The sequence below is a fragment of the Streptomyces sp. NPDC050287 genome (genome assembly GCF_044459385.1).
In the GTDB taxonomy this organism is placed as follows: domain Bacteria; phylum Actinomycetota; class Actinomycetes; order Streptomycetales; family Streptomycetaceae; genus Streptomyces.
Map to the genome: position 1 here is coordinate 26315 of NZ_JBITIY010000017.1, position 20664 is coordinate 46978.

At 70.8% G+C, this 20664-nt stretch carries 22 protein-coding genes; 8 read left to right on the forward strand and 14 right to left on the reverse strand.

Going from position 1 to position 20664, the window contains the following annotated elements; translation table 11 throughout:
* Positions 1-15: 15 nt before the first annotated feature.
* Positions 16-960 carry a hypothetical protein gene (locus tag ACIBK3_RS39900; protein WP_399372925.1) on the reverse strand — a complete coding sequence of 315 codons (945 nt, stop codon included), beginning with the start codon at positions 958-960 and terminating at the stop codon, positions 16-18.
* 80 nt (positions 961-1040) lie between these two features.
* Here ACIBK3_RS39900 and ACIBK3_RS39905 point away from each other — a divergent pair, with 80 nt between their 5' ends.
* Together ACIBK3_RS39905 and ACIBK3_RS39910 are read left to right on the forward strand one after the other, a co-directional pair.
* Entirely contained in the window at positions 1041-1235 is a 195-nt protein-coding gene (locus tag ACIBK3_RS39905; RefSeq protein WP_030670239.1) for a DUF3046 domain-containing protein, read from the forward strand.
* A gap of 93 nt (positions 1236-1328) precedes the next feature.
* Positions 1329-2669 carry an AI-2E family transporter gene (locus tag ACIBK3_RS39910; protein WP_399372926.1) on the forward strand — a complete coding sequence of 447 codons (1341 nt, stop codon included), beginning with the start codon at positions 1329-1331 and terminating at the stop codon, positions 2667-2669.
* Positions 2670-2725: 56 nt separating this feature from the next.
* Here ACIBK3_RS39910 and ACIBK3_RS39915 read toward each other — a convergent pair whose 3' ends face one another.
* On the reverse strand, positions 2726-3460 hold the full coding sequence (locus ACIBK3_RS39915) for a hypothetical protein (RefSeq protein WP_399372927.1): 735 nt from the start codon (positions 3458-3460) through the stop codon (positions 2726-2728).
* 71 nt (positions 3461-3531) lie between these two features.
* Entirely contained in the window at positions 3532-3924 is a 393-nt protein-coding gene (locus ACIBK3_RS39920; RefSeq protein ID WP_399372928.1) for a hypothetical protein, read from the reverse strand.
* A 314-nt stretch (positions 3925-4238) separates the two neighbouring features.
* On the opposite strand from ACIBK3_RS39920, the gene recA reads away from it, so the two are divergent.
* Both recA and recX read left to right on the forward strand, forming a co-directional pair.
* Positions 4239-5366, forward strand: a complete 1128-nt coding sequence (recA, locus tag ACIBK3_RS39925; RefSeq protein ID WP_399372930.1) for a recombinase RecA — start codon at positions 4239-4241, stop codon at positions 5364-5366.
* A 2-nt stretch (positions 5367-5368) separates the two neighbouring features.
* Complete coding sequence (gene recX / locus ACIBK3_RS39930) at positions 5369-6268, forward strand: recombination regulator RecX (RefSeq protein WP_399372931.1); 900 nt, start codon at positions 5369-5371, stop codon at positions 6266-6268.
* A gap of 166 nt (positions 6269-6434) precedes the next feature.
* Here recX and ACIBK3_RS39935 read toward each other — a convergent pair whose 3' ends face one another.
* The 8 genes from ACIBK3_RS39935 to ACIBK3_RS39970 all read right to left on the reverse strand — a co-directional run bounded on the left by ACIBK3_RS39935 (position 6435) and on the right by ACIBK3_RS39970 (position 13301).
* Positions 6435-6860, reverse strand: a complete 426-nt coding sequence (locus tag ACIBK3_RS39935; protein WP_399372933.1) for a rhodanese-like domain-containing protein — start codon at positions 6858-6860, stop codon at positions 6435-6437.
* 29 nt (positions 6861-6889) lie between these two features.
* Positions 6890-7432 (reverse strand): cysteine dioxygenase, encoded by a 543-nt coding sequence (locus ACIBK3_RS39940; protein WP_399372934.1) that lies wholly within the window; start codon positions 7430-7432, stop codon positions 6890-6892.
* A gap of 79 nt (positions 7433-7511) precedes the next feature.
* Positions 7512-7598, reverse strand: coding sequence for a putative leader peptide (locus tag ACIBK3_RS39945; protein ID WP_398661230.1), 87 nt, complete (start codon positions 7596-7598; stop codon positions 7512-7514).
* A 98-nt stretch (positions 7599-7696) separates the two neighbouring features.
* Complete coding sequence (locus tag ACIBK3_RS39950) at positions 7697-9322, reverse strand: FAD-dependent monooxygenase (protein ID WP_399372936.1); 1626 nt, start codon at positions 9320-9322, stop codon at positions 7697-7699.
* A gap of 470 nt (positions 9323-9792) precedes the next feature.
* Positions 9793-10740: an amino acid ABC transporter permease gene (locus ACIBK3_RS39955; protein ID WP_399372937.1), complete on the reverse strand. Its 948-nt coding sequence runs from the start codon at positions 10738-10740 to the stop codon at positions 9793-9795.
* The gene (locus ACIBK3_RS39960; protein ID WP_399372938.1) at positions 10737-11384 is read right to left on the reverse strand and encodes an amino acid ABC transporter permease; all 648 of its coding nucleotides are present in this window, start codon (positions 11382-11384) and stop codon (positions 10737-10739) included. Before ACIBK3_RS39960 ends, ACIBK3_RS39955 begins: the two co-directional genes overlap by 4 nt.
* 149 nt (positions 11385-11533) lie before the next feature.
* Entirely contained in the window at positions 11534-12448 is a 915-nt protein-coding gene (locus ACIBK3_RS39965; protein ID WP_030670274.1) for a glutamate ABC transporter substrate-binding protein, read from the reverse strand.
* A gap of 76 nt (positions 12449-12524) precedes the next feature.
* Entirely contained in the window at positions 12525-13301 is a 777-nt protein-coding gene (locus ACIBK3_RS39970; protein WP_399372939.1) for an amino acid ABC transporter ATP-binding protein, read from the reverse strand.
* Positions 13302-13622: 321 nt separating this feature from the next.
* Here ACIBK3_RS39970 and ACIBK3_RS39975 point away from each other — a divergent pair, with 321 nt between their 5' ends.
* On the forward strand, positions 13623-14309 hold the full coding sequence (locus ACIBK3_RS39975) for a response regulator transcription factor (protein WP_399372940.1): 687 nt from the start codon (positions 13623-13625) through the stop codon (positions 14307-14309).
* 9 nt (positions 14310-14318) lie between these two features.
* Complete coding sequence (locus ACIBK3_RS39980; RefSeq protein WP_399372941.1) at positions 14319-15710, forward strand: ATP-binding protein; 1392 nt, start codon at positions 14319-14321, stop codon at positions 15708-15710.
* Between the two features lie 148 nt (positions 15711-15858).
* Here the strand turns inward: ACIBK3_RS39980 and ACIBK3_RS39985 are convergent, their stop codons facing one another.
* The 3 genes from ACIBK3_RS39985 to ACIBK3_RS39995 all read right to left on the reverse strand — a co-directional run bounded on the left by ACIBK3_RS39985 (position 15859) and on the right by ACIBK3_RS39995 (position 18707).
* A complete protein-coding gene (locus ACIBK3_RS39985; protein WP_399372943.1) occupies positions 15859-16857 on the reverse strand; it encodes a TAXI family TRAP transporter solute-binding subunit in 999 nt (332 codons plus the stop codon).
* 127 nt (positions 16858-16984) lie between these two features.
* Entirely contained in the window at positions 16985-18217 is a 1233-nt protein-coding gene (locus ACIBK3_RS39990) for a cation:proton antiporter (RefSeq protein ID WP_399372944.1), read from the reverse strand.
* Between the two features lie 4 nt (positions 18218-18221).
* Positions 18222-18707, reverse strand: a complete 486-nt coding sequence (locus tag ACIBK3_RS39995) for a cation:proton antiporter regulatory subunit (RefSeq protein WP_399372945.1) — start codon at positions 18705-18707, stop codon at positions 18222-18224.
* 305 nt (positions 18708-19012) lie between these two features.
* Here ACIBK3_RS39995 and ACIBK3_RS40000 point away from each other — a divergent pair, with 305 nt between their 5' ends.
* Both ACIBK3_RS40000 and ACIBK3_RS40005 read left to right on the forward strand, forming a co-directional pair.
* Entirely contained in the window at positions 19013-19963 is a 951-nt protein-coding gene (locus tag ACIBK3_RS40000; protein ID WP_399372946.1) for a HAMP domain-containing sensor histidine kinase, read from the forward strand.
* Entirely contained in the window at positions 19963-20616 is a 654-nt protein-coding gene (locus tag ACIBK3_RS40005) for a response regulator (RefSeq protein WP_399372947.1), read from the forward strand. The genes ACIBK3_RS40000 and ACIBK3_RS40005 overlap by 1 nt, the downstream gene beginning before the upstream one ends.
* The last annotated feature ends 48 nt before the right edge of the window (positions 20617-20664 follow it).

Sequence of the window (20664 nt, forward strand, 5' to 3'; positions counted from 1 at the left end):
TTGCCCGCAGGTAGCTCAGCTCAAGGGACGGCCGTACGCGGCCAGGGTGCGCAGTGCCCGGATGGTCACGACGGGGCGGGCCTCCAGGGCGGTGCCCGGGGCCCACAGGCGCCGGCGGATCGGCCAGCCGCCGTCCTCCCGCTGCTCGTCGGCCAGGAAGTCCAGGGAGCGGGACATCTCGTCGTCCGTGAACCACGCGCGCGCGAGTGAGCTCGGCGTCCTCGCGTAGTCGTACGGGAAGTGGTGCTCGCCGGACGCATATCCCGGCGCGACCGGGTAGCCGTCGAGCCGGTCCGGGTCCAGCACCGCGAGTCGCTGCTCGCGCACCAGGCGGCCCAGGCGGTCGGCGACCGCCTCCGCGCGCGGGCGGTCGGGCGCGGAGTCCAGGAAGTCCACGGCCGCCTGGATCTCGTACGGGTGGGACCGCTCCAGGGACTCCACCGCCTGCCAGCAGAAATCCGTGGCCCTGAACAGCCAGGCGTGCCACACCTCGTTGCGGTGCAGGAGGCCGACCACCGGCCCGGTGGCGAGGAGGTCGCTCGGCGGGTCGTCCAGGACCGGGATGAACGGAGCGGTGGGGTAGCCGCGTTGGCTGGGACGGATCGCCGGCAGGGCACCGTCCGGTGCGGTCACGGACGTCAGGTACCGGCACACGCGCTCCACGCGCTGTCCGCCGCAGCGTCCGATGGCGTCCAGGACCCGCAGGGCGTGACCGGTGTGCAGTGGCTGGCTCACGGGTCCCCGTAGATAGGGCTCCAGCGCGTGGCCGTATCCGCCGTCCGTGTTGCGGTAGGCGTCCAGCGCCGTCTCCACAGGGTCGGCGCTGCCGCGCAGGAAGTGGTACGCGAAGAGGCGCTGCTCCAGCACACGCGCGGTGAGCCAGACGAAGTGCTCGGCGCGGGCGAGCGGGGAGTGCGCCGGGGGCGTCGGGAGGAGTGGGGAAGCTCCGGTTTCGGCCATGCGTCAGACCGTAGGGCGGAAAGCGGTCTCGGCAAGCGGTCCTGGCTCAGGCCCACCCTCAGGGGCGGGATACTGGAGGCATGCGGTTGACGGTCTTCTGGCAGCGGATGGCGGATCACTTCGGTCCGGGCTACGCCGACACCTTCGCGCGCGACCACGTGATGACGGAGCTCGGCGGGCGCACGGTGCACGAGGCACTGGACTCCGGATGGGACGCCAAGGACGTCTGGCGTGTGGTCTGCAGTGTCATGAACGTTCCGGGGGAGAAACACTGACCGGCCGTGAACGTTTCGCGGGACAAGCACTGATCGGTCACGAAGATCGCACCAGGGCAACCGATTGTCGGTCCGGTGGGCGAGACTTGCACCGTGGCACCCACTGACGAGACCGGCCGGCACGCATCTCCGTTCGGCGCGACGCCGCCCACCCGGCCCCCGGCCGACGACGGCGCCGCCGGGCCGAGCGCCCGTATGCCCCGCTGGCTGCCGCGCGCCCTGGTGCTCGCCCTCGCCCTCATCGCCGTCTTCCAGCTCGGCAGTTGGGCCTTCCACCAGCTCACCGGCCTGCTGATCAACATCCTCATCGCGTTCTTCCTGGCCCTGGCCATCGAACCCGCGGTGAGCTGGATGAACTCGCGCGGCATGCGCAGGGGACTGGCCACGTTCCTCGTGTTCTTCGCCGTGCTCATCGTGACCGCGGGTTTCATCACGCTGCTCGGCTCGATGCTCGCGGGTCAGATCATCAAGATCGTCGAGGACTTCCCCGACTACCTCGACTCGGTCATCAACTGGATCAACACGCACTTCCACACCGAGCTCAGACGTGTGGACGTCCAGGAGGGCCTGCTCCGGTCCGGCTGGCTGCGCAACTACGTGCAGAACAGCGCCACCGGCGTCCTGGACGTGTCCGCGCAGGTCCTCGGCGGGCTGTTCCAGCTGCTGACGATCGCGCTGTTCTCGTTCTACTTCGCCGCCGACGGCCCACGGCTGCGCCGCACGATCTGCTCCGTGCTGCCCCCCGCCCGGCAGGCGGAGGTACTGCGCGCGTGGGAGATCGCCGTGAACAAGACCGGCGGCTACATATACTCGCGCGGCCTGATGGCGCTCATCTCCGGCATCGCGCACTACATCCTGCTGCAATCCCTGGGCGTGCCGTACGCACCCGTGCTCGCCGTCTGGGTGGGACTGGTCTCGCAGTTCATCCCCACCATCGGCACGTATCTCGCGGGCGCCCTGCCCATGCTGATCGCCTTCACGGTCGATCCCTGGTACGCGCTGTGGGTGCTGATCTTCGTCGTGGTCTACCAGCAGTTCGAGAACTACGTCCTGCAGCCCAAGCTGACCTCGAAGACCGTCGACATCCACCCCGCGGTCGCCTTCGGCTCGGTCATCGCCGGCACCGCTCTCCTCGGTGCCGTCGGCGCCCTGATCGCCATCCCGGCGGTCGCCACGCTCCAGGCCTTCCTCGGGGCGTACGTGAAGCGGTACGACGTCACGGACGACCCCCGGGTGCATGGGCACCGGAGACGGAGACCGGTGGAGGGGCTGCTCACGCGCGCGCGTGAGCCGTGGGGGCGGCGAACGGCGGCACAGGACTCGGGCGACGGACCGTCTTCGGGTCCTGCCTCCGACGGACCGTCTTCGGGTCCTGCCTCCGACGGACCGTCTTCGGGTCCTGCCTCCGACGGACCCTCCTCCGGTGGTACGTGAGGCCGGCGGGCCGGTCGCCGCGCAGGTCCGGGTGGTGAGCAGGTGAGGGCGAGCGGTCAGTGGGTGATGCCGGCCCATGTCCCGGCCCCGACGACGGCGGTCACGTAACAGCAGACCGCCGCGGTCACGATCCGCTGCCGGGTCGGCTCGCTCCAGGATGTGCGCGACAGCAGCCAGGCCAGGGCCGGCAGCACCAGGACGGCGTGCAGGCTGACCCCGTGCAGCGGCTTGAGCGGAGCCGTCGAGCGGTACGCCGCCTCCTGATGACCGGCGCGGGTGAGTACGACCCCGCGCGCGATCATCGCGGCCCCCGAGGCCAGGGCGACGAGCAGAATCGCGAACCCGGCGCGCACGGCGAGCACCATCTCCGGGGGCCCGGCGGGCCGGTGCCGGAAGGACGCGAGCGCGAACACGGTGAGCAGCACCACGAGGACACCGCCGCCCACCGCCAGCGTCATGGACACCGCGGTGTCGAAGGGGGTCTCCATGTCCAGGTGCGAGGGCACCCGGCGCCACGCCTGAAGGGTGATGCCACCGACCTCCACGACGCAGTCCGCGGCGAAGACGAGCAGCAGGGTGGTACGCAGCCGTGGTTGCACGCGCACGTAGGACGTGACCCAGGTGACCGCGATCAGCGTCACCCCGAAGGAGAGCCCGAACGTCACCGGCTTGCGCCAGGAGACCGGCCCGTCCCAGGGGCCGCCGTCGACGGCGAACACCATCAGATGGGCCAGACCGGAGGCGATCAGGAGGAGCCCGGTGGCGTGGCAGAGGCGCTCGGGGCGGCGCATGCCGGGCACTCGCGGTCCCAGGGCCGGCGGCACTGTCCGTGCCGAGGGCGGGTCGGTCGGGCCGGCGTCCATCAGGCCCGCGTTCCCGTCCCGCGCAGCGTGGCCGCGGCTCCGGCGACGACCAGACCGGCGAGGGCGACCAGCTCGGCGACGGTTGTGGTCAGGAGTGCGGCGTCGCCCGACGAGAGGTGGTCCCCGGTGTTCGGGGTCAGGAGCGCGCCGATGCCGATGAGGAGGCCCACAGCGAGCGCGAGGCCGGATGTCCAGCGGTTCGTGCGCCACAGCAGCAGGCCGCCGGCCACGAGCGGGATGACGACGCCGGGCGGTACGGCCGGATAGTCCGCGCCGGCCGCGATCTGGCCGACGATCGAGACGGCCAGCAGGAGCAGCGCGGCCAGTGTCGCGGTGACGGCAGGGGGCCTGGCGGCCCGGCACGCTTCTCGGTTGCTCTTCGGGTTCTCCATGCCTCAAGCCTCGCGAGGACGCTCCGCCTCGTCGTCCTCCGGCGGAAGACACCCGCCGTACACCGTGGGAAGCAGCCGGGGTCCGAACTGCCCCGTGCAGTCTCGGGAGTGCCGCGTGGTGCGCTTGACACGAAAATCGAACATCCATTCTTATGGAGGCTCCGACGAGCCTCTGGATGGGAACTTCAGCCCGATTTGGGTGGAGAAGCGCCTGAGTTATCCACAGGCCGGACGAGCGTCGGGGCGCATTGTCAGTGGCAGGCGTTAGCGTCTTTGACGTGAAGCGATCGACTCAAGCAAATCGGGTGGAACCCATGGCAGGTACCGACCGCGAGAAGGCCCTTGATGCCGCACTCGCACAGATTGAACGGCAATTCGGCAAGGGCGCGGTCATGCGCATGGGCGATCGGTCGAAGGAGCCCATCGAGGTCATCCCGACCGGGTCGACCGCGCTCGACGTGGCCCTCGGCGTCGGCGGCCTGCCGCGCGGCCGCGTCATCGAGGTCTACGGACCGGAGTCCTCCGGCAAGACGACCCTGACCCTGCACGCGGTGGCGAACGCTCAGAAGGCCGGCGGCCAGGTCGCGTTCGTGGACGCGGAGCACGCCCTCGACCCCGAGTACGCGCAGAAGCTCGGCGTCGACATCGACAACCTGATCCTGTCCCAGCCGGACAACGGCGAGCAGGCCCTGGAGATCGTGGACATGCTCGTCCGCTCCGGCGCCCTCGACCTGATCGTCATCGACTCCGTCGCCGCGCTCGTCCCGCGCGCGGAGATCGAGGGCGAGATGGGCGACAGCCACGTCGGTCTGCAGGCCCGGCTGATGAGCCAGGCCCTGCGGAAGATCACCAGCGCGCTCAACCAGTCCAAGACCACCGCCATCTTCATCAACCAGCTCCGCGAGAAGATCGGCGTGATGTTCGGCTCCCCGGAGACCACGACCGGTGGCCGGGCGCTGAAGTTCTACGCCTCGGTGCGACTCGACATCCGGCGCATCGAGACACTGAAGGACGGCACCGAAGCGGTCGGCAACCGCACCCGCGTCAAGGTCGTCAAGAACAAGGTCGCGCCGCCCTTCAAGCAGGCCGAGTTCGACATCCTCTACGGGCACGGCATCAGCCGCGAGGGCGGCCTGATCGACATGGGCGTGGAGAACGGCTTCGTCCGCAAGGCCGGCGCCTGGTACACGTACGAGGGCGACCAGCTCGGCCAGGGCAAGGAGAACGCGCGCAACTTCCTGAAGGACAACCCCGACCTGGCCAACGAGATCGAGAAGAAGATCAAGGAGAAGCTGGGCGTCGGGGTCCGGCCGGAGGAGCCGGCCGCCGAGCCGGGCGCGGACGCGGCGGTCTCCGCCCCCGCGGACGATGCCGCGAAGACCGTGCCCGCCCCCGCGGCGGCCAAGGTGGCCAAGACCAAGGCCGCCGCAGCCAAGAGCTGACCGTGACACGGCGAACCGACTGGGCCGAGTACACCTACCAGGACGCCCCGCGGGAGCGGGGCGGACCAGGCACCAGGGGCTCGGCCGGTCCGAGGCACGGCTCCCCGGCCCACGGCACGGACGAAATCCACGCCCGCGCGGCGTCGTACGGTACGAGGGGGCCGTACGACGCCGAGGCGGGCGCCGAGCCGGGCGGGGGACGGTGGCCGGACGGACCGGAGGACGGGCCGGACAGCGGCTCGGAGTTCGGCGCCGACTCGTCCGCCGGCACCTCGCGCCCCAGGGGCGCGAGTCGTGGCGCGGGCGGCTCACGCGGACGCCGTCGGCGTGGCCGCGAGGAGTCGTCCGGTGAGGCCGGGGGTTCCTCCCTCTCGTCGAGGGCCGAGAAGGAGGAACCCCCAGCGGACCCGGTGGAGCGGGCACGGGCGATCTGCCTGCGCCTGCTCACCGGGACCCCGCGCACGCGAAAGCAACTCGCGGACGCGCTGCGCAAGCGGGAGATCCCGGACGACGTGGCCGAGGAGGTGCTGTCACGGTTCGAGGACGTCGGGCTGATCAACGACAGCGCGTTCGCGGATGCCTGGGTGGAGTCCCGGCACCACGGCCGAGGGCTGGCCCGCCGCGCACTCGCCCAGGAACTGCGGACCAAGGGCGTCGACCCCACCCTGATCGACGCTGCCGTGTCTCAGCTCGACTCCGAGCAGGAGGAGGCGACCGCGCGGGAACTCGTCGCCCGCAAGCTGCGCTCCACCCGCGGCCTCGACCGCGACAAGCGGCTGCGCCGCCTCGCGGGCATGCTGGCCCGCAAGGGCTACCCGGAGGGCATGGCCCTGAGAGTGGTCCGACAGGCCCTCGATGAGGAGGGCGAGGATACGGAGTTCCTCGAGGACGAAGGGTTCTGAAGGACGCCGACGGTGGTGCTGGCCGTCGTCGGTACTTGCGCGGGTTCCCGGGAGCGCGCGTTCTCGATCCCGCTGCCGCGGACTCGCTCCAGGCCGCACGGCAGCAGGCGAACGGTTCGGTGGTTGGCCCAGCCCTTCACCGAAAGCACTCACCCCGGTTCCCTGGTCAACCAGCTCCCCGACTGCCCTGAGGCGGCGTCACCGGAAGCCCCGCCGCCTTCCACGCCTGGAACCCGCCGATCAGGTCGGTGGCGCGGTGCAGGCCCAACTGGTGCAGGGATGCGGCTGCCAGGCTGGAGGCGTAGCCCTCGTTGCAGATGACCACGACACGCAGGTCGTGGCTCGTGGCCTCGGGTGCGCGGTGGCTGCCGTGCGGGTCGAGGCGCCACTCCAACTCGTTGCGTTCGACGACGAGGGCGCCCGGGATCACCCCGTCCCGGTCACGCAGGGCCGCGTACCGGATGTCGACGAGCAGGGCGTCCCCGGCCCGGACGGCGTCGTACGCGTCCTGCGGCTCGATCCGCTCGTAGCCCTCGCGCACCCGCTCCAGCAACTCGTCGATGCCGACCGGCGCGACCGGCGGTCCGGACACACTGCCCCCACTCACTGGTCCCGCCGGGCTCACTGCCAGTCCTCCGGGCGCTCCACCTGCTCCAGGCGCAGGATCGGTCCGCTGCGGCTGTAGCGGCGGATCTGCGGCAGGGGCGGGTAGTAGGCGTGGACGGAGATCGCGTGCCGTTCGGTGGACTCGTTGAGTACCTCGTGGACGTGGTGGCGGCCGAACGCGCGGCCCTTTCCGGCCGGCAGCCGGCGTTCCCGGTCCACGTCCTCGGCCAGTTCCAGCGTCTTCCAGCCGTCGGTGGGCAGCCGCGCGGCGAGCGAGTGCTCCTTGAGCTCGCCGGCCGCGACGACGAAGGCGCCGACCGAGTCGGCGTGGTCGTGCCAGCCCGTACCGCTGCCGGGCGGCCAACCGATCAGCCAGGCCTCGCTGCCGCCGGGCCCCTCCAGCCGGATCCAGGTCCGGCCCTCGGGGTCGAGCGGCAACGAGTCGATCAGCTCGGTGTCGACGGCCGCGCGCCGTACGAAGTCGAAGAGGTCCGCCTGGGTGGGAGCGGAAACAGCGGCAGCGTTGGGGGAGGTGGACACAGCGGGCGATGCAGACACGGGTACCGTCCTGGAGAACGTTCGCGGGGAGCGCGCGGAGGCACCGAGGTGGCGCGCGCGGGTGGGAAGAGATGCGAAGTCAGTGGGACGGGCGACACACGCAGCCCGCATAGCGGACGAGGTCCATATGGACCCTCCGCCACAGGCGCACACAGGTGTCGGTCACGATCCGGAGTACACCATGAGGGTCCGGGCCGGTCAACTCACTGTCACTATGTGGACGCCCAGCGGTGGACGCACAGTGACGAGGAGCACGCGCGCGGGTCAGTGCGACCCGGCCCGCGCCTCCGTCTTCGAGGGGCCGCCGAGTGCCGACTCCGCCGCCGCGTACAGGTCGGCCGGACGCACGCCGGTCAGCGCGGTGACCAGGTGACCGTCCGGTCGTACGAGAAGGACCGTGTGGGGGGCGGCGCCCGGGTACTCCTCGGCGACCAGCAGTTCGGCGGGGTGCGGCAGCGCGGTCACCGCCGCCGCCAGCCGGGGCATGATCCCGGCGGTCACCCAGTGCTTGCGCTCCCACACGCCGGTGCCCGGGGCGATCAGTACGACGAGCAGGGCGCCGTGACCGAGGCGGTCGCGCAGTCGCACGAAGGAGCCGTCCTCCGCGGTCACCCGCACATCGGTGACGGGCGCGCCGGGCTCCGTGCCGACGAGGGTCTCTCCTTCGAGCTGCCGGGGGGCGAGCGGTGAGTCGGCGTACGCCCTCGGCGCACCCAGAACTCCGCGCCCCAAGTGACCGTCCGTGAGGAGTGCGTCGTTGCCGCGGGCCGAGCCGGGAACGTACCCGCGCAGGCCTGTGCCGCCGCGCAGCAGCGGCAGGGCCTGGTCGGCGGCGCGCAGTCGGGCGGCGACGACCGCGCGCCGTTCTGCCTGGTAGCTGTCGAGCAGCGCCTCGTGCGGCCCGTGGTGCCAGGCCAGCGCCAGCTTCCAGGCGAGGTTGTCGGCGTCCCGGAGTCCCTCGTCGAGCCCCTGGGTGCCGAGCGCGCCGAGCAGGTGCGCCGCGTCCCCGGCGAGGAAGACCCGGCCCGCACGCCAGCGGCGGGCCAGCCGGTGGTGGACCGTGTGCACGCCGGTGTCGAGGAGTTCGTACGGCGGCGTCGACCCGCCGGTCCAGCCCGCCAGGGTCTCCCTGACGCGGGCCACCAGCAGCTCGGGCGTGACCAGGTCCTTGCCGGGCGGCAGCAGCCAGTCCAGGCGCCAGACCCCGTCCGGCAGGGGGCGGGCGGTGATCTCACCGGCGGAGGGGCCGGAGGTGCGCCATGGGGGCATCCGGTGGAGCAACGCCTCGTCGGGCCGGGGAAGTTCCGTGCGCAGAGCCGCGACCGCGTGCCGTTCGACGGCGGTACGGCCCGGGAAGCGGATGTCCTGGAGCTTGCGCACGGTCGAGCGGGTGCCGTCGCAGCCGACCAGGTAACTGCCGCGCCACCAGGTGCCCTTGGGGCCGCGGGTGTGGGCGGTGACGCCGGAGGGTTCCTGTTCGATGCTGTCGAGGCGGCTGTCCACCGCGATCTTGACGAGGGGTTCGCGGGCCAGGGCGGCGCGCAGGGCCCCGGTCAGGACGTGCTGGGCGATGTGCAAGGGGGCGGGGCCGGCGTCGGCGGCCGGCTCGGCCTCGGGGTCGGTGGCGCCGAACGTGACCTCGCGCATCACCTGCTTGCGCCGCATCGACCGCCATCCGGCCCAATGGACACCGGCGTCGGCGAACGACACCCCGGACAGCCGCTCCATGAGGGCGGCGGTGTCCTCGCGCAGCACCACGGTGCGCGCGAGACGCGGTTCGTCTTTCCCGGGCCCTTCGTCGAGCACCACGGACGGCACGTCCTGACGCGCCAGCGCAAGGGCGAGCGCAAGCCCGACGGGCCCCGCCCCCACGATGATCACCGGGTCCACGGCGCGGCGCCCCCTGCTCGCGGTGACATCGTGGAGGACGTGGGCGAACAGGCAGGTGGAGCAGGGTGCACGATCACAGAACGTATGCAACCTATTGCGGGTGCTTGCGTCAAGTGACGGTGGCCGCGGCCGGGCTGACCGTGTCTCACCGGTGACGGCCCTGGGCCGGTGGAGCCGGTGTCGGGCTCGGTCCGGCAGAGCCGGTGACGCCCTCGGCCGGGAGCGGAGCGACGGAGCAGGACACCGGTGCGCTGAGTCCCTGCGCGCCCTCCGCGCCGCGCCCCTCGCGAGGCCGGCGCGGGCGTCTGCCTCCGGGAGCGGGGCGGGTCCCTGCCGCAGGAGTCACCGCTGACGGGTTGTCCTGCCGGTCCCCGAGGCGCGGACAAGCGGGACACCGTGCCCGGTCCTGCCCGGGAGCCGCTGGTGGCGGTGTCGCAGACCCCGCCGCCGGACAGGACCGGGCGTCGCCGTCACTTCGCCGTCGGGCGGTTCTCGTCGCCCTCCACAGGGCCGAGGGGCCCTTCGGTGACGTCGAGGACGCCCGGCTGCTCGGCCGGCTCGGCCGCCGCGGCCACGGCGACGCCGGTCTTCGCGCGGCGTCCGCGCCGTTCGATCCAACTGGCGAGGGAGGACAGCGCGAGGCACATCGCGATGTAGATCGCGCCGACGACGATGGTGACGGCGGTGAACGGGTTCTCGCCGTTCACGATGATGTTGCCGGCCATCGTGCGCGCGGCGTAGAGCAGTTCCGGATACAGGATGATGTAGCCCAGGGACGTGTCCTTGAGCGTGACCACCAGCTGGCTGATCATCGTGGGCAGCATGGAACGCACGGCCTGCGGCACCAACAGCGTGGTCATGACCTGGTGCTTGCGCAGCCCGAGCGCGTACGCCGCCTCGACCTGCCCCTTGGGCACGGCGTTGATTCCCGCGCGGAGCACCTCGGCCTGGACCGAACCGTTGTAGATGGTCAGGCCGACGACCAGGCCCCAGAATCCGGTGTCGGTGCCGAGGACGCCGAGGTCGTTCTTGTAGGTGAGGAACAGCACCCACAGGGCGTAGATCGTGATCAGCAGGGGTACCGCCCGGAACACCTCGATGAACCCCGTGGCGAACCAGCGGACGGCCTTGTGCTCCGACAGCCGCGCGACGGCGAGCAGCAGGCCGAGGACGAGGGACAGCGCGCCGGCGACGGCGAACACCTTCAAGGTGGTCAGCAGGCCGTCACGGAGGTTGGTCCGCACACCGGCGTTGTTGAAGATGTCCCATACCTCGGGCTCCAGCTGGCCCTTGGCGTGCAGCCGGTACACGGCGAAGACGATCAGACCCAGCACGGCCAGGGAACCGAGGACCGTGTAGAGGCGGTTGCGCAGCCGGGCGCGGGGGCCCGGCGCGTCGTACAGAACGCTCGAACTCATCGTGCGACCCCCAGGCGCCGCTCCAGCAGCCGGAAGAGACCGCTGATGGAGAAAGTGATGACGAGGTAGCCGAGGGCCACCCACAGGAAGATCCAGGCGATGGCGAAGCCCTGGTCGCTGAGCAGCTTCTGCACGCCGAACAGTTCGGTGACGCTGAACGCGCCCGCGATCGCCGAGTTCTTGGTCAGGGCGATGAAGATCGAGCTCAGGGGCGGGATCACGGTGCGCGTGGCCTGAGGCAGCACGATCATGCGGAGCGTCTGCGTGAAGGTCATGCCCAGGGAACGGGCGGCCTCCGCCTGTCCGACGGGCACGGTGTTGATGCCCGAGCGGATGGCCTCGCAGACGAACGACGAGGTGTAGAAACCGAGTGCCAGGAGGGCCTTCGTCCACGGGCTGAGGCCCGGCACGAAGATCACGGGGACCACGAACCACGCGACGAGGAAGAGCAGGGTCAGGGGGGTGTTGCGGAAGAGGGTGACCCAGACGGTGCCCAGCAGCCGCAGCGGAGGCACGGGAGAGACACGGAATCCGGCGATGATGACACCCAGCACCATCGCGAGGAGTCCGCTGGCCAGGGTCAGCAGGACAGTGCCGATGAACCCCTCGCGGAATTCCGCGAGATGGTCGAGCAGTACGTTCACGGAGAAGGTCCTCGTGGGCGGCGTACGGGCAGGGGAGGGGCCGCCCCGGGCGCGCAGGGTGCGGGCGCCCGGGACGGACGGTTCATGACGGCGGCCGGTCGGTGAGGGCGGACGTGGCCGGCTCCCCGGTCGCGACGCCGCACCGATCCTCAGTAACGCTCGACGGCCGGGGGCTCCGTGTACGCCGACTTGGACAGGCCGAGCGTCGCGTCGTACGCCTTCTTGTAGTCGCCGTTCTTCTCGTGCGCCTCGAGGGCGTCGTTGACCGCGTCGCGCAGGGCCTTGTCGTCCTTGTTCATGCCGACGCCGTACGGCTCCTTGGTGAACGGCTTGCCGACCACCTTCAGCTTCGTCGGGCGCTGCGCGGCATAGCCCTTGAGGATCGCGTCGTCGGTGGTCACCGCGTCGACCTCGTTGTTGAGCAACTGCTGCACGCACTCGGAGTACTTGGACAACTCGACGGTCTTGGCACCGTACTTGGGCTTCTTGATCTCCTGGAGCGGAGTGGAGCCCTTGATGGAACAGACCGTCTTGCCCTTGAGCGAGTCGGGGCCGGTGATGCCCTTCTCGTCCGCGCGGATGAGGAGGTCGGCGCCCGCGAGGAAGTACGGTCCGGCGAAGCCGACCTGCTTCTTGCGCTCGTCGTTGATCGTGTACGTGCCCACGTAGAGCTGTACTTCGCCCTTGGAGATGGTGGTCTCGCGGACGTTCGAGTCGACAGTCTTGAACTCGATCTGCGAGGGCTTGAAGCCGAGGTCGGCCGCCACCATCTTGGCGATCTCGATGTCGAAGCCGGAACGCTTGCCGTCGGTGTCCTCGAAGCCCAGGAACGGCTGGTCGTTCTTCGCGCCGATGACGAGCTTGCCGGCCTGCTGGGCCTTCTTCAGAGTGGGGGAGTCGACCTTCACGTCCGAGGCGACGGTGTACGTCGGAAGCTTCGGCTGGTTCGCGCCGCCGGTCTCGCCGGGCGTGTCGCCGGCGTTGCCGGACTCGCCGCCACAGGCCGAGACGGTCAGGGCGAGGACGGCGAGGACGGCCGCGGAGGCGGACTTGCGGAGTTTCATGGTGAACATCCTTTGTCTGTGAAAGATGCGGACCCTCAGGGGCCGCGACGCAGGTCTCAGGCGCGTGACGGGGCCGTCAGTGGTGCAGGATCTTGGACAGGAAGTCCTTGGCCCGGTCGCTGCGGGGGTTGCTGAAGAACTGGCCCGGCACAGCCTCTTCGACGATGCGACCGTCGGCCATGAACACGACGCGGTTGGCAGCCGAACGGGCGAAACCCATCTCGTGGGTGACGACGACCATGGTCATGCCGTCACGGGCGAGCTGCTGCATGACCTCCAGGACCTCGTTGATCATCTCCGGGTCGAGAGCCGACGTGGGCTCGTCGAAGAGCATGACCTTGGGGTCCATCGCCAGGGCCCGCGCGATGGCCACGCGCTGCTGCTGGCCGCCGGAGAGCTGTGCGGGGTACTTGTCGGCCTGCGTGGCCACGCCGACCCGGTCGAGCAGGGATCGCGCCTTCTCCTCGGCCTGCTTCTTGTCCGCCTTGCGGACCTTGATCTGGCCCAGCATGACGTTCTCGAGCACGGTCTTGTGCGCGAACAGGTTGAAGGACTGGAACACCATGCCGACGTCGGCGCGCAACCGGGCCAGCTCCCTGCCTTCCTGGGGCAGCGGCTTGCCGTCGATGGTGATCGTGCCGGAGTCGATCGTCTCCAGGCGGTTGATGGTGCGGCACAGGGTGGACTTCCCGGACCCGGAGGGTCCGATGACCACCACGACCTCGCCGCGGGCGATCGTCAAATCGATGTCCTGGAGCACGTGCAACGCGCCGAAGTGCTTGTTGACGCTCTTCAGGACGACCAGTTCGCCGGTCGCGGCCACATCTTCCTTGGCCACCGATACTTCGGTCATCGCTTTTGGGCTCCGTCCTCCTCGGTTGCGAAGGACCCTAGTAATGGCACGCGACCAGCGTCATTACATCTGAGGGGAATCTGAGCATCACGATCCGATAGCAATCGGACACCTGTCGTAGCACTTGCGACCTGGGTCCGTATCGGCCGGGTAACGGAAGGCGCCCGCAACCGGAACCCTCTTGACGCCGTCCTCATTCATCAGCGTGACTGCTCACGGCATGCACGCGCGCGTGCGCGTGATTTGTGTGCATTCGGACCGCATGCAGCATGTATTCAGCACATATTCAGAGGGTACGTCCGATGAATCGAAGGGGGCCGGATGAGACTTCTCCTCGTCGAGGACGACAACCATGTGGCCGCGGCCCTGTCCGCGGTCCTCGCGCGCCACGGTTTCGACGTCACGCACGCCCGCAGCGGCGAGGAGGCCCTCCAGGCGCTCGTCCCGGAGGGCGCCGGCTTCGGCGTCGTCCTCCTCGACCTGGGCCTGCCCGACCAGGACGGCTACGAGGTGTGCGGCAAGATCCGCAAGCGCACCAGCACCCCGGTGATCATGGTCACGGCCCGCTCCGACGTCCGCTCCCGCATCCACGGCCTCAACCTCGGCGCCGACGACTACGTGGTCAAGCCCTACGACACCGGCGAGCTGCTCGCCCGTATCCACGCCGTCAGCCGGCGCACCGTCCAGGACGACACCCAGGGCGGCGGAGAGGGCGGGCTGCGGCTCGGTCCGGTGCACATCGAGCTGCCCACCCGTCAGGTCAGTGTGGACGGTTCGGTCATCCAGCTGACCCGCAAGGAGTTCGACCTCCTGGCGCTGCTCGCCCAGCGCCCGGGAGTGGTCTTCCGCCGGGAACAGATCATCAGTGAGGTGTGGCGCACCAGTTGGGAGGGGACGGGGCGCACTCTTGAGGTGCACGTCGCCTCACTGCGCGCCAAGCTGCGCATGCCGGCCCTGATCGAGACCGTGCGCGGCGTGGGCTACCGGCTCGTCGCCCCGGACGCTTAGCGGGGCCGGGTGCGTACACGACTCCTCCCGCTGCTCATCGTCCTGATGGCGGCCGTGCTGCTGGCGCTCGGCGTCCCGCTCGCGGTGAGCGTGGCCGCCGCCCAGCAGCAGAAGGTGGTCGTCGACCGGATCGACGACACGGCGCGCTTCGCGGCGCTCGCCCAGTTCGTCACCGACCCGCCCGGTGCGTCGAACGAACGCCAGGAGACCCTGAACACCGAACTCGCCAGCTACTACGGCGTCTACGGCATCCAGGCCGGTGTCTTCTACGCCAACGAGAACGCCATGGCCAAGGCGCCGGCCGACTTCGTCGTCCCCGGGACGGGCGTGGTGCGCGACGCGTTCGCCGAGGCGCTGCTCAGCCGGCGCAGCCACGACCCCAAGCAGGTCTGGCCCTGGCAGCGCGACCGACTGGTGGTGGCCTCGCCGGTCATCCGGGACGGCGATGTCGTCGCGGTGGTGGTCACCGACTCGCCCACCGGGCAGATGCGGTCGCGGATCCTGCACGGCTGGCTGGTCATCGGCGCCGGCGAGATCGCCGCGATGCTGCTGGCCGTCGGCGCCGCCCTGCGGCTGACGGGCTGGGTGCTCAGGCCCGTTCGTGTCCTGGACGCCACCACCCACGCGATCGCGAGCGGGGCCCTGAAGTCCCGGGTCGGGGTCGCCGGCGGCCCGCCGGAACTGCGCAGGCTCGCCCGGGCGTTCAACGAGATGGCGGACAACGTCGAGGACGTGCTGGAGCAGCAGCGCGCCTTCGTCGCCGACGCCTCGCACCAGCTGCGCAACCCGCTCGCCGCGCTGTTGCTCCGCATCGAACTGCTCGCCTTCGAACTCCCGGAGGGCAACCAGGAGATCGCCTCCGTCCAGACCGAGGGCAAGCGCCTTGCCCAGGTCCTCGACGATCTGCTCGACCTGGCCCTGGCCGAGCACACCGAGGCGGACCTGAGGATCACCGACATCGGCGCCCTGGCCGCCGAGCGAGTCGCCGCCTGGACGCCGACCGCCGAGGCCAAGGGCGTACGGCTGGTGGGCGACTGCCTGCCCACCACCGCCTGGGCCGACCCGGTCACCCTCTCCAGCGCGCTGGACGCGGTGATCGACAACGCCGTGAAGTTCACCCCCAGGGCCGAGACCGTCGAGGTCACGGTCGCCTCCGACGGCGACACCTCCACCGTTGTGGTCAGCGACAACGGCCCGGGTCTGAGCGACGAGGAACTCGCCCGCATCGGCGACCGCTTCTGGCGCAGCGGCCGCCACCAGAACGTCAAGGGCTCCGGCCTCGGCCTGTCCATCTCCCGGGCCCTGCTGGCGGCGGGCGGCGGCTCGATCTCCTACGACCACCACGAGCCGCACGGCCTGACGGTCACGGTGAGGGTGCCGCGGTCGGGGCCGCCGGCGTGAGGTGGGGTACGGCGTGCTCGTCAGCCGTCGTGCGGTGTCCGCGTGAGGCGCGGCGCGGCGTCGCGCAGGACTCCGCACACGGCGGGCGAGCGAGCGTCCGTACGCCACCGCCTGCGGTGACGACACGTCAACTGCGTACGCACGCTCTCTACGGCTTGACGGACTGGTAGTAGCGACGGGCGCCGTCGTGCAGGGGCAAGGGATCCGTGTAGATCGCCGTGCGGACGTCGACCAACTGGGCGGAGTGAACTCTGTCGCCGATGTGGTCCCGGCTCCTGATCACGGTCCGGGTCAGCCACTCGGTGAGTCTCGGGTCCATGTCCGCGCGCGTCACCAGCAGGTTGGACACCGCGATCGTCGCCACCGTGGATCCCCTCTGCACCGAGGGATAGGCCGACGCCGGCATGTTGGTGGCCCGGTAGTAGCCGCTCGCGCCGCCCTGGTCGTGCAGTTTCGTGACGAGGTCGGCACCGATCGGCACGAACCGGAAGGCGAAGGTCTTGGACAGCTTCTCCAGCCCCTCGGTCGGCAGCCCGCTCGACCAGAAGAACGCTTCGATCTCGCCGCGTTTCAGCTGGCCCGGGCCGGTGTTGATGCCGTCCGGGAACGGCGTGATGTCCTTCTGCGCGTTGATACCCGCCGCCTTGAGCACCCGGTCGGCGATCAGCCGCACACCCGACCCGGCCGGCCCTATGGCAACGCGCTTGCCCTCCAGTTGGGCCACGGAGCGGATCGAGGAGTCGCGCGGCACGACGAGCTGGACGTAGTCGTCGTACAGACGCGCCACACCGCGCAGCTTGTCGGCGTCGGCCCCCTTGTCCAGTTCGTACGTCTTCACCGCATCGGCCGCGGCGATGGTGAAGTCGGCCTCCCCGGTCGCCACACGTGCGACGTTCACCTGTGAGCCGTCGCTGTCCTTCAGGCGGACCGTCAGGGCGGGCATGTCCTTGCCGATCGCGTCCTTCAGCAACTTTCCGTACTTCTGGTACACGCCGGCCGGTGTCCCCGTGCTGAACGTGATCGTCCCGCTCGGCGGCTCCTCGCCCAGGGGCAGCAGCCACCACAGGAGCAGCCCGAACGCGACGAAGCCGGCGGCAGCACCCTGAAGGGCCCGGCGCCTGCCGATGTGGGGGAAGCCTCTGGACATGCGCGCGATCCTGCCAGCCGGGACGCGGTGCTGACCAGGGGAGGCTGGGGCGCTTCCCGCGGCGGTGACGGCGAGTACGGGGAGGCGGTCCCGCCGCCGGCTGCCAGGGCTGACCGGTCCGGACGGCTCAGTCGCCGCCTACCGACGCGCCCGCCTCAGCCTTCGCCGTACACGAAGAACGTTCGGGTGCCTGCGCGCGGCGGTCGGAGCGGCGGGTCCACCGAGACGCCACCGGTTCCGTGAAGCGGGCGGTGAGAGGACCGAGAACGACCAGGATGAGGACGTACGCCGTGGCCAGGGGGCCCAGCGACGGTTCGATGCCCGCGCTGACCGCGAGCCCCGCGATGACGATCGAGAACTCGCCGCGGGCCACCAGTGCGCCGCCCGCCCGCCAGCGGCCTTTGACGGAGATCCCGGCCCGGCGGGCCGCCCAGTAGCCGGTGGCGATCTTCGTCGCGGCCGTGACGACCGCCAGGGCGAGCGCGGGGAGCAGGACGGGCGGGATGCTGGCCGGGTCGGTGTGCAGCCCGAAGAAGACGAAGAAGACGGCCGCGAACAGGTCCCGCAGGGGGCTCAGCAGGGTGTGCGCGCCCTCCGCGACCTCGCCGGACAGCGCGATGCCCACCAGGAAGGCGCCCACCGCGGCCGAGACCTGGAGCTGCTGCGCGATCCCCGCGACCAGGATGGTCAGCCCCAGCACGACCAGGAGCAGTTTCTCGGGGTCGTCGCTGGAGACGAAACGGGAGATGAGGCGGCCGTAGCGGACCGCGACGAACAGGACGAGTCCCGCCGCGCCCAGCGCGATCGCGAGCGTGAGGCTGCCCGCCAGCAGCCCGGCCCCGGCCACCAGCGCGGTGACGATCGGCAGGTAGACCGCCATCGCCAGGTCCTCCAGGACGAGGACACTGAGGATCACCGGCGTCTCCCGGTTGCCCACCCGGCCCAGGTCGCCGAGCACCTTGGCGATGACCCCGGACGACGAGATCCAGGTGACGCCGGCGAGTACCACCGCGGCCACCGGACCCCAGCCGAGCAGCAGTGCCGCCAGCGCCCCCGGCACCGCGTTCAGCGCCCCGTCCACGAGGCCGGCCGGATAGTGGGCCTTCAGGTTGGTGACCAGGTCACCGGCCGTGTACTCCAGGCCGAGCATCAGCAGGAGCAGGATCACGCCGATTTCGGCGCCGGTCGCGATGAACTCCTCGCTCGCGCCGAGCGGCAGCAGACCGCCCTCGCCGAAGGCCAGCCCGGCCAGCAGGTACAGCGGGATGGGGGAGAGACGGAAGCGGGCGGCGAACCGGCCGAGCAGACCGAGGCCGAGGATGATGGAACCGAACTCGATCAGAAGGACCGCGGAGTGCACCGAATCACTCCCGACCGAGTATCGACGCGGCCGCGTCGACGCCCTCACGGGTGCCGATCACGATCAGCGTGTCACCGCCGACGAGCCGGAAGTCCGGCGCCGGCGACGGGATCGCCTCGGTCCGCCGCAGCACCGCCACCACGGACGCGCCCGTCTCGGTCCGCATCCGCGTGTCGCCCAGGACACGTCCGTTCCACCGTGAGGCCGCCGCGACCTCGATCCGCTCGGCGACCAGTCCCAGCTCGGTCGTGGAGAGCAGGCCGGCGCTGTGGTGGGCCGGCTTGAGCGCGTCGATCAGCGCGCCGGCCTCGGCACCGGTCAGTCGCAGGGACTGCGCACAGGAGTCGGGGTCGTCGGCCCGGTAGACGCTCACCGTGCGGGCGCCGTCGCGGTGCGCCACCACGGACAGATGGCGTTGTTCCCGGGTGACAAGGTCGTACTGGACCCCGATCCCCGGCAGCGGCGTCGCCCTCAGACGTGGTGCAGACACGTTTCTTCCCCTTGCTTGGATGCGGCTGGCGTGCGGGTGCGGACGGCTTGTCGTGCGTGGGGCGTGCGGATGGGTATGGCTTGTCGTGCGTGTGGCGTGCGGATGCGGATGGCTTGTCGATACGAGCGGCCATCGGTCGGTCGGTCGAGGGCGTTCGATGATCACGGTTGCCCGGTCTGCATGCTGTCACCCACCCGTACGGTGGCGACATGGGTGTTGTCACGGATATACGCGGCCGGCGGACAGCTGAGAGCCTGGCCGCGAAGGGGTCGGGTGCACCGGACGGGAGGGGCGGAAACGGGACCGTGTCGTTGTTCTGGCGGATCTTCTCGCTCAACGCCCTCGGCCTGGTCGTCGCCGCCGCGCTGCTGCTGGGCCCGGTCACCGTGTCGACACCCGTGCTGCCGGGCGAGGCGCTGGCCGTCGTCGGCGGCCTCGCGGCTCTGCTGGCCGCCAACGCGCTCGTGCTGCGGGTCGGTCTCGCCCCCCTCCAGCGGCTGGGCCGCGCCATGGCCACCGCCGACCTGCGCCGCCCCGGAGCCCGGGCCCCCGTCTCCGGACCCGCCGAGACGGCCGCGCTGATCACGACGTACAACACCATGCTCGACCGACTGGAGGGCGAGCGGGCCGCAGGCGCGGCGCGCGCGCTCTCCGCCCAGGAGCGTGAACGGCAGCGCATCGCCCGCGAACTCCACGACGAGGTCGGTCAGACCCTGACCGCCGTCCTCCTCCAGCTCAAACGTGTCGCCGACCGGGCGCCCGAGGAACTGCGCGAGGAGGTCGGCCAGGCCCAGGAGGCCACCCGCGCCGGCCTCGACGAGATCCGCCGTATCGCCCGCCGACTGCGCCCCGGCGTGCTGGAGGAACTCGGCCTGGCCAGCGCCCTGCGCTCGCTCGCGGCCGAGTTCAGCGCGCACGGCCTGACGGTCGGCCATCACATACCCGCCGATCTGCCCCACCTCACCGAGGAGTCAGAACTCGTGCTCTACCGGGTGGCCCAGGAGGGCCTCACCAACACCGCCCGGCACTCCGCCGCCGACCGCGCGGACGTCCGGCTGCGGCCGGTCACGGACGGCGTCGAACTCCTCGTACGCGACAACGGCAAGGGTCTCGCCGGGGCGCCCGAGGGCTCCGGCATCAGCGGTATGCGCGAACGGGCGCTCCTCATAGGGGCCGCGCTCAGCCTCGAACCCGCCCCCGGCCGGGGCACCGACATACGGCTGCGTATCCCGGTCGTGGCAGCGGACAGCCGCTGATGGCGGCCCCGATCCGGGTTCTGCTCGCCGACGACCACACCCTCGTACGCCGGGGCGTGCGCCTCATCCTGGAGGGGGAGCCGGACCTCACCGTGGTGGCCGAGGCCGGCGACGGGGCGGAGGCGGTCGAACTGGCACGCGCGCGTGACGTCGATCTGGCCGTGCTGGACATCGCCATGCCCCGGATGACCGGTCTGCAGGCGGCCCGCGAACTGTCCCGCCGGCTGCCTGGGGTGCACATCCTCGTCCTGACGATGTACGACAACGAGCAGTACTTCTTCGAGGCCCTCAAGGCGGGCGCCAGCGGCTACGTCCTGAAGTCCGTCGCCGACCGCGACCTCGTCGAGGCGTGCCGGGCGGCCGTACGGGACGAACCGTTCATTTATCCGGGCGCGGAACGGGCCCTGGTCCGCTCCTACCTGGAGCGGCTGCACCGGGGCGACGGACTGCCCGAGCGGGCCATCACCGAACGCGAGGAGGAGATCCTCAAACTGGTCGCCGAGGGGCACACCTCCAAGGAGATCGGCGAACTCCTCTTCATCAGCGCGAAGACGGTCGAACGCCATCGCGCGAACCTCCTCCAGAAGCTCGGCATGCGCGACCGCCTCGAACTGACCCGCTACGCGATACGGGCCGGTCTCATCGACCCGTGAACGGCCTTCACCGGGACCCGGAACCGCCCTCGCCGCGACCCGTGAACC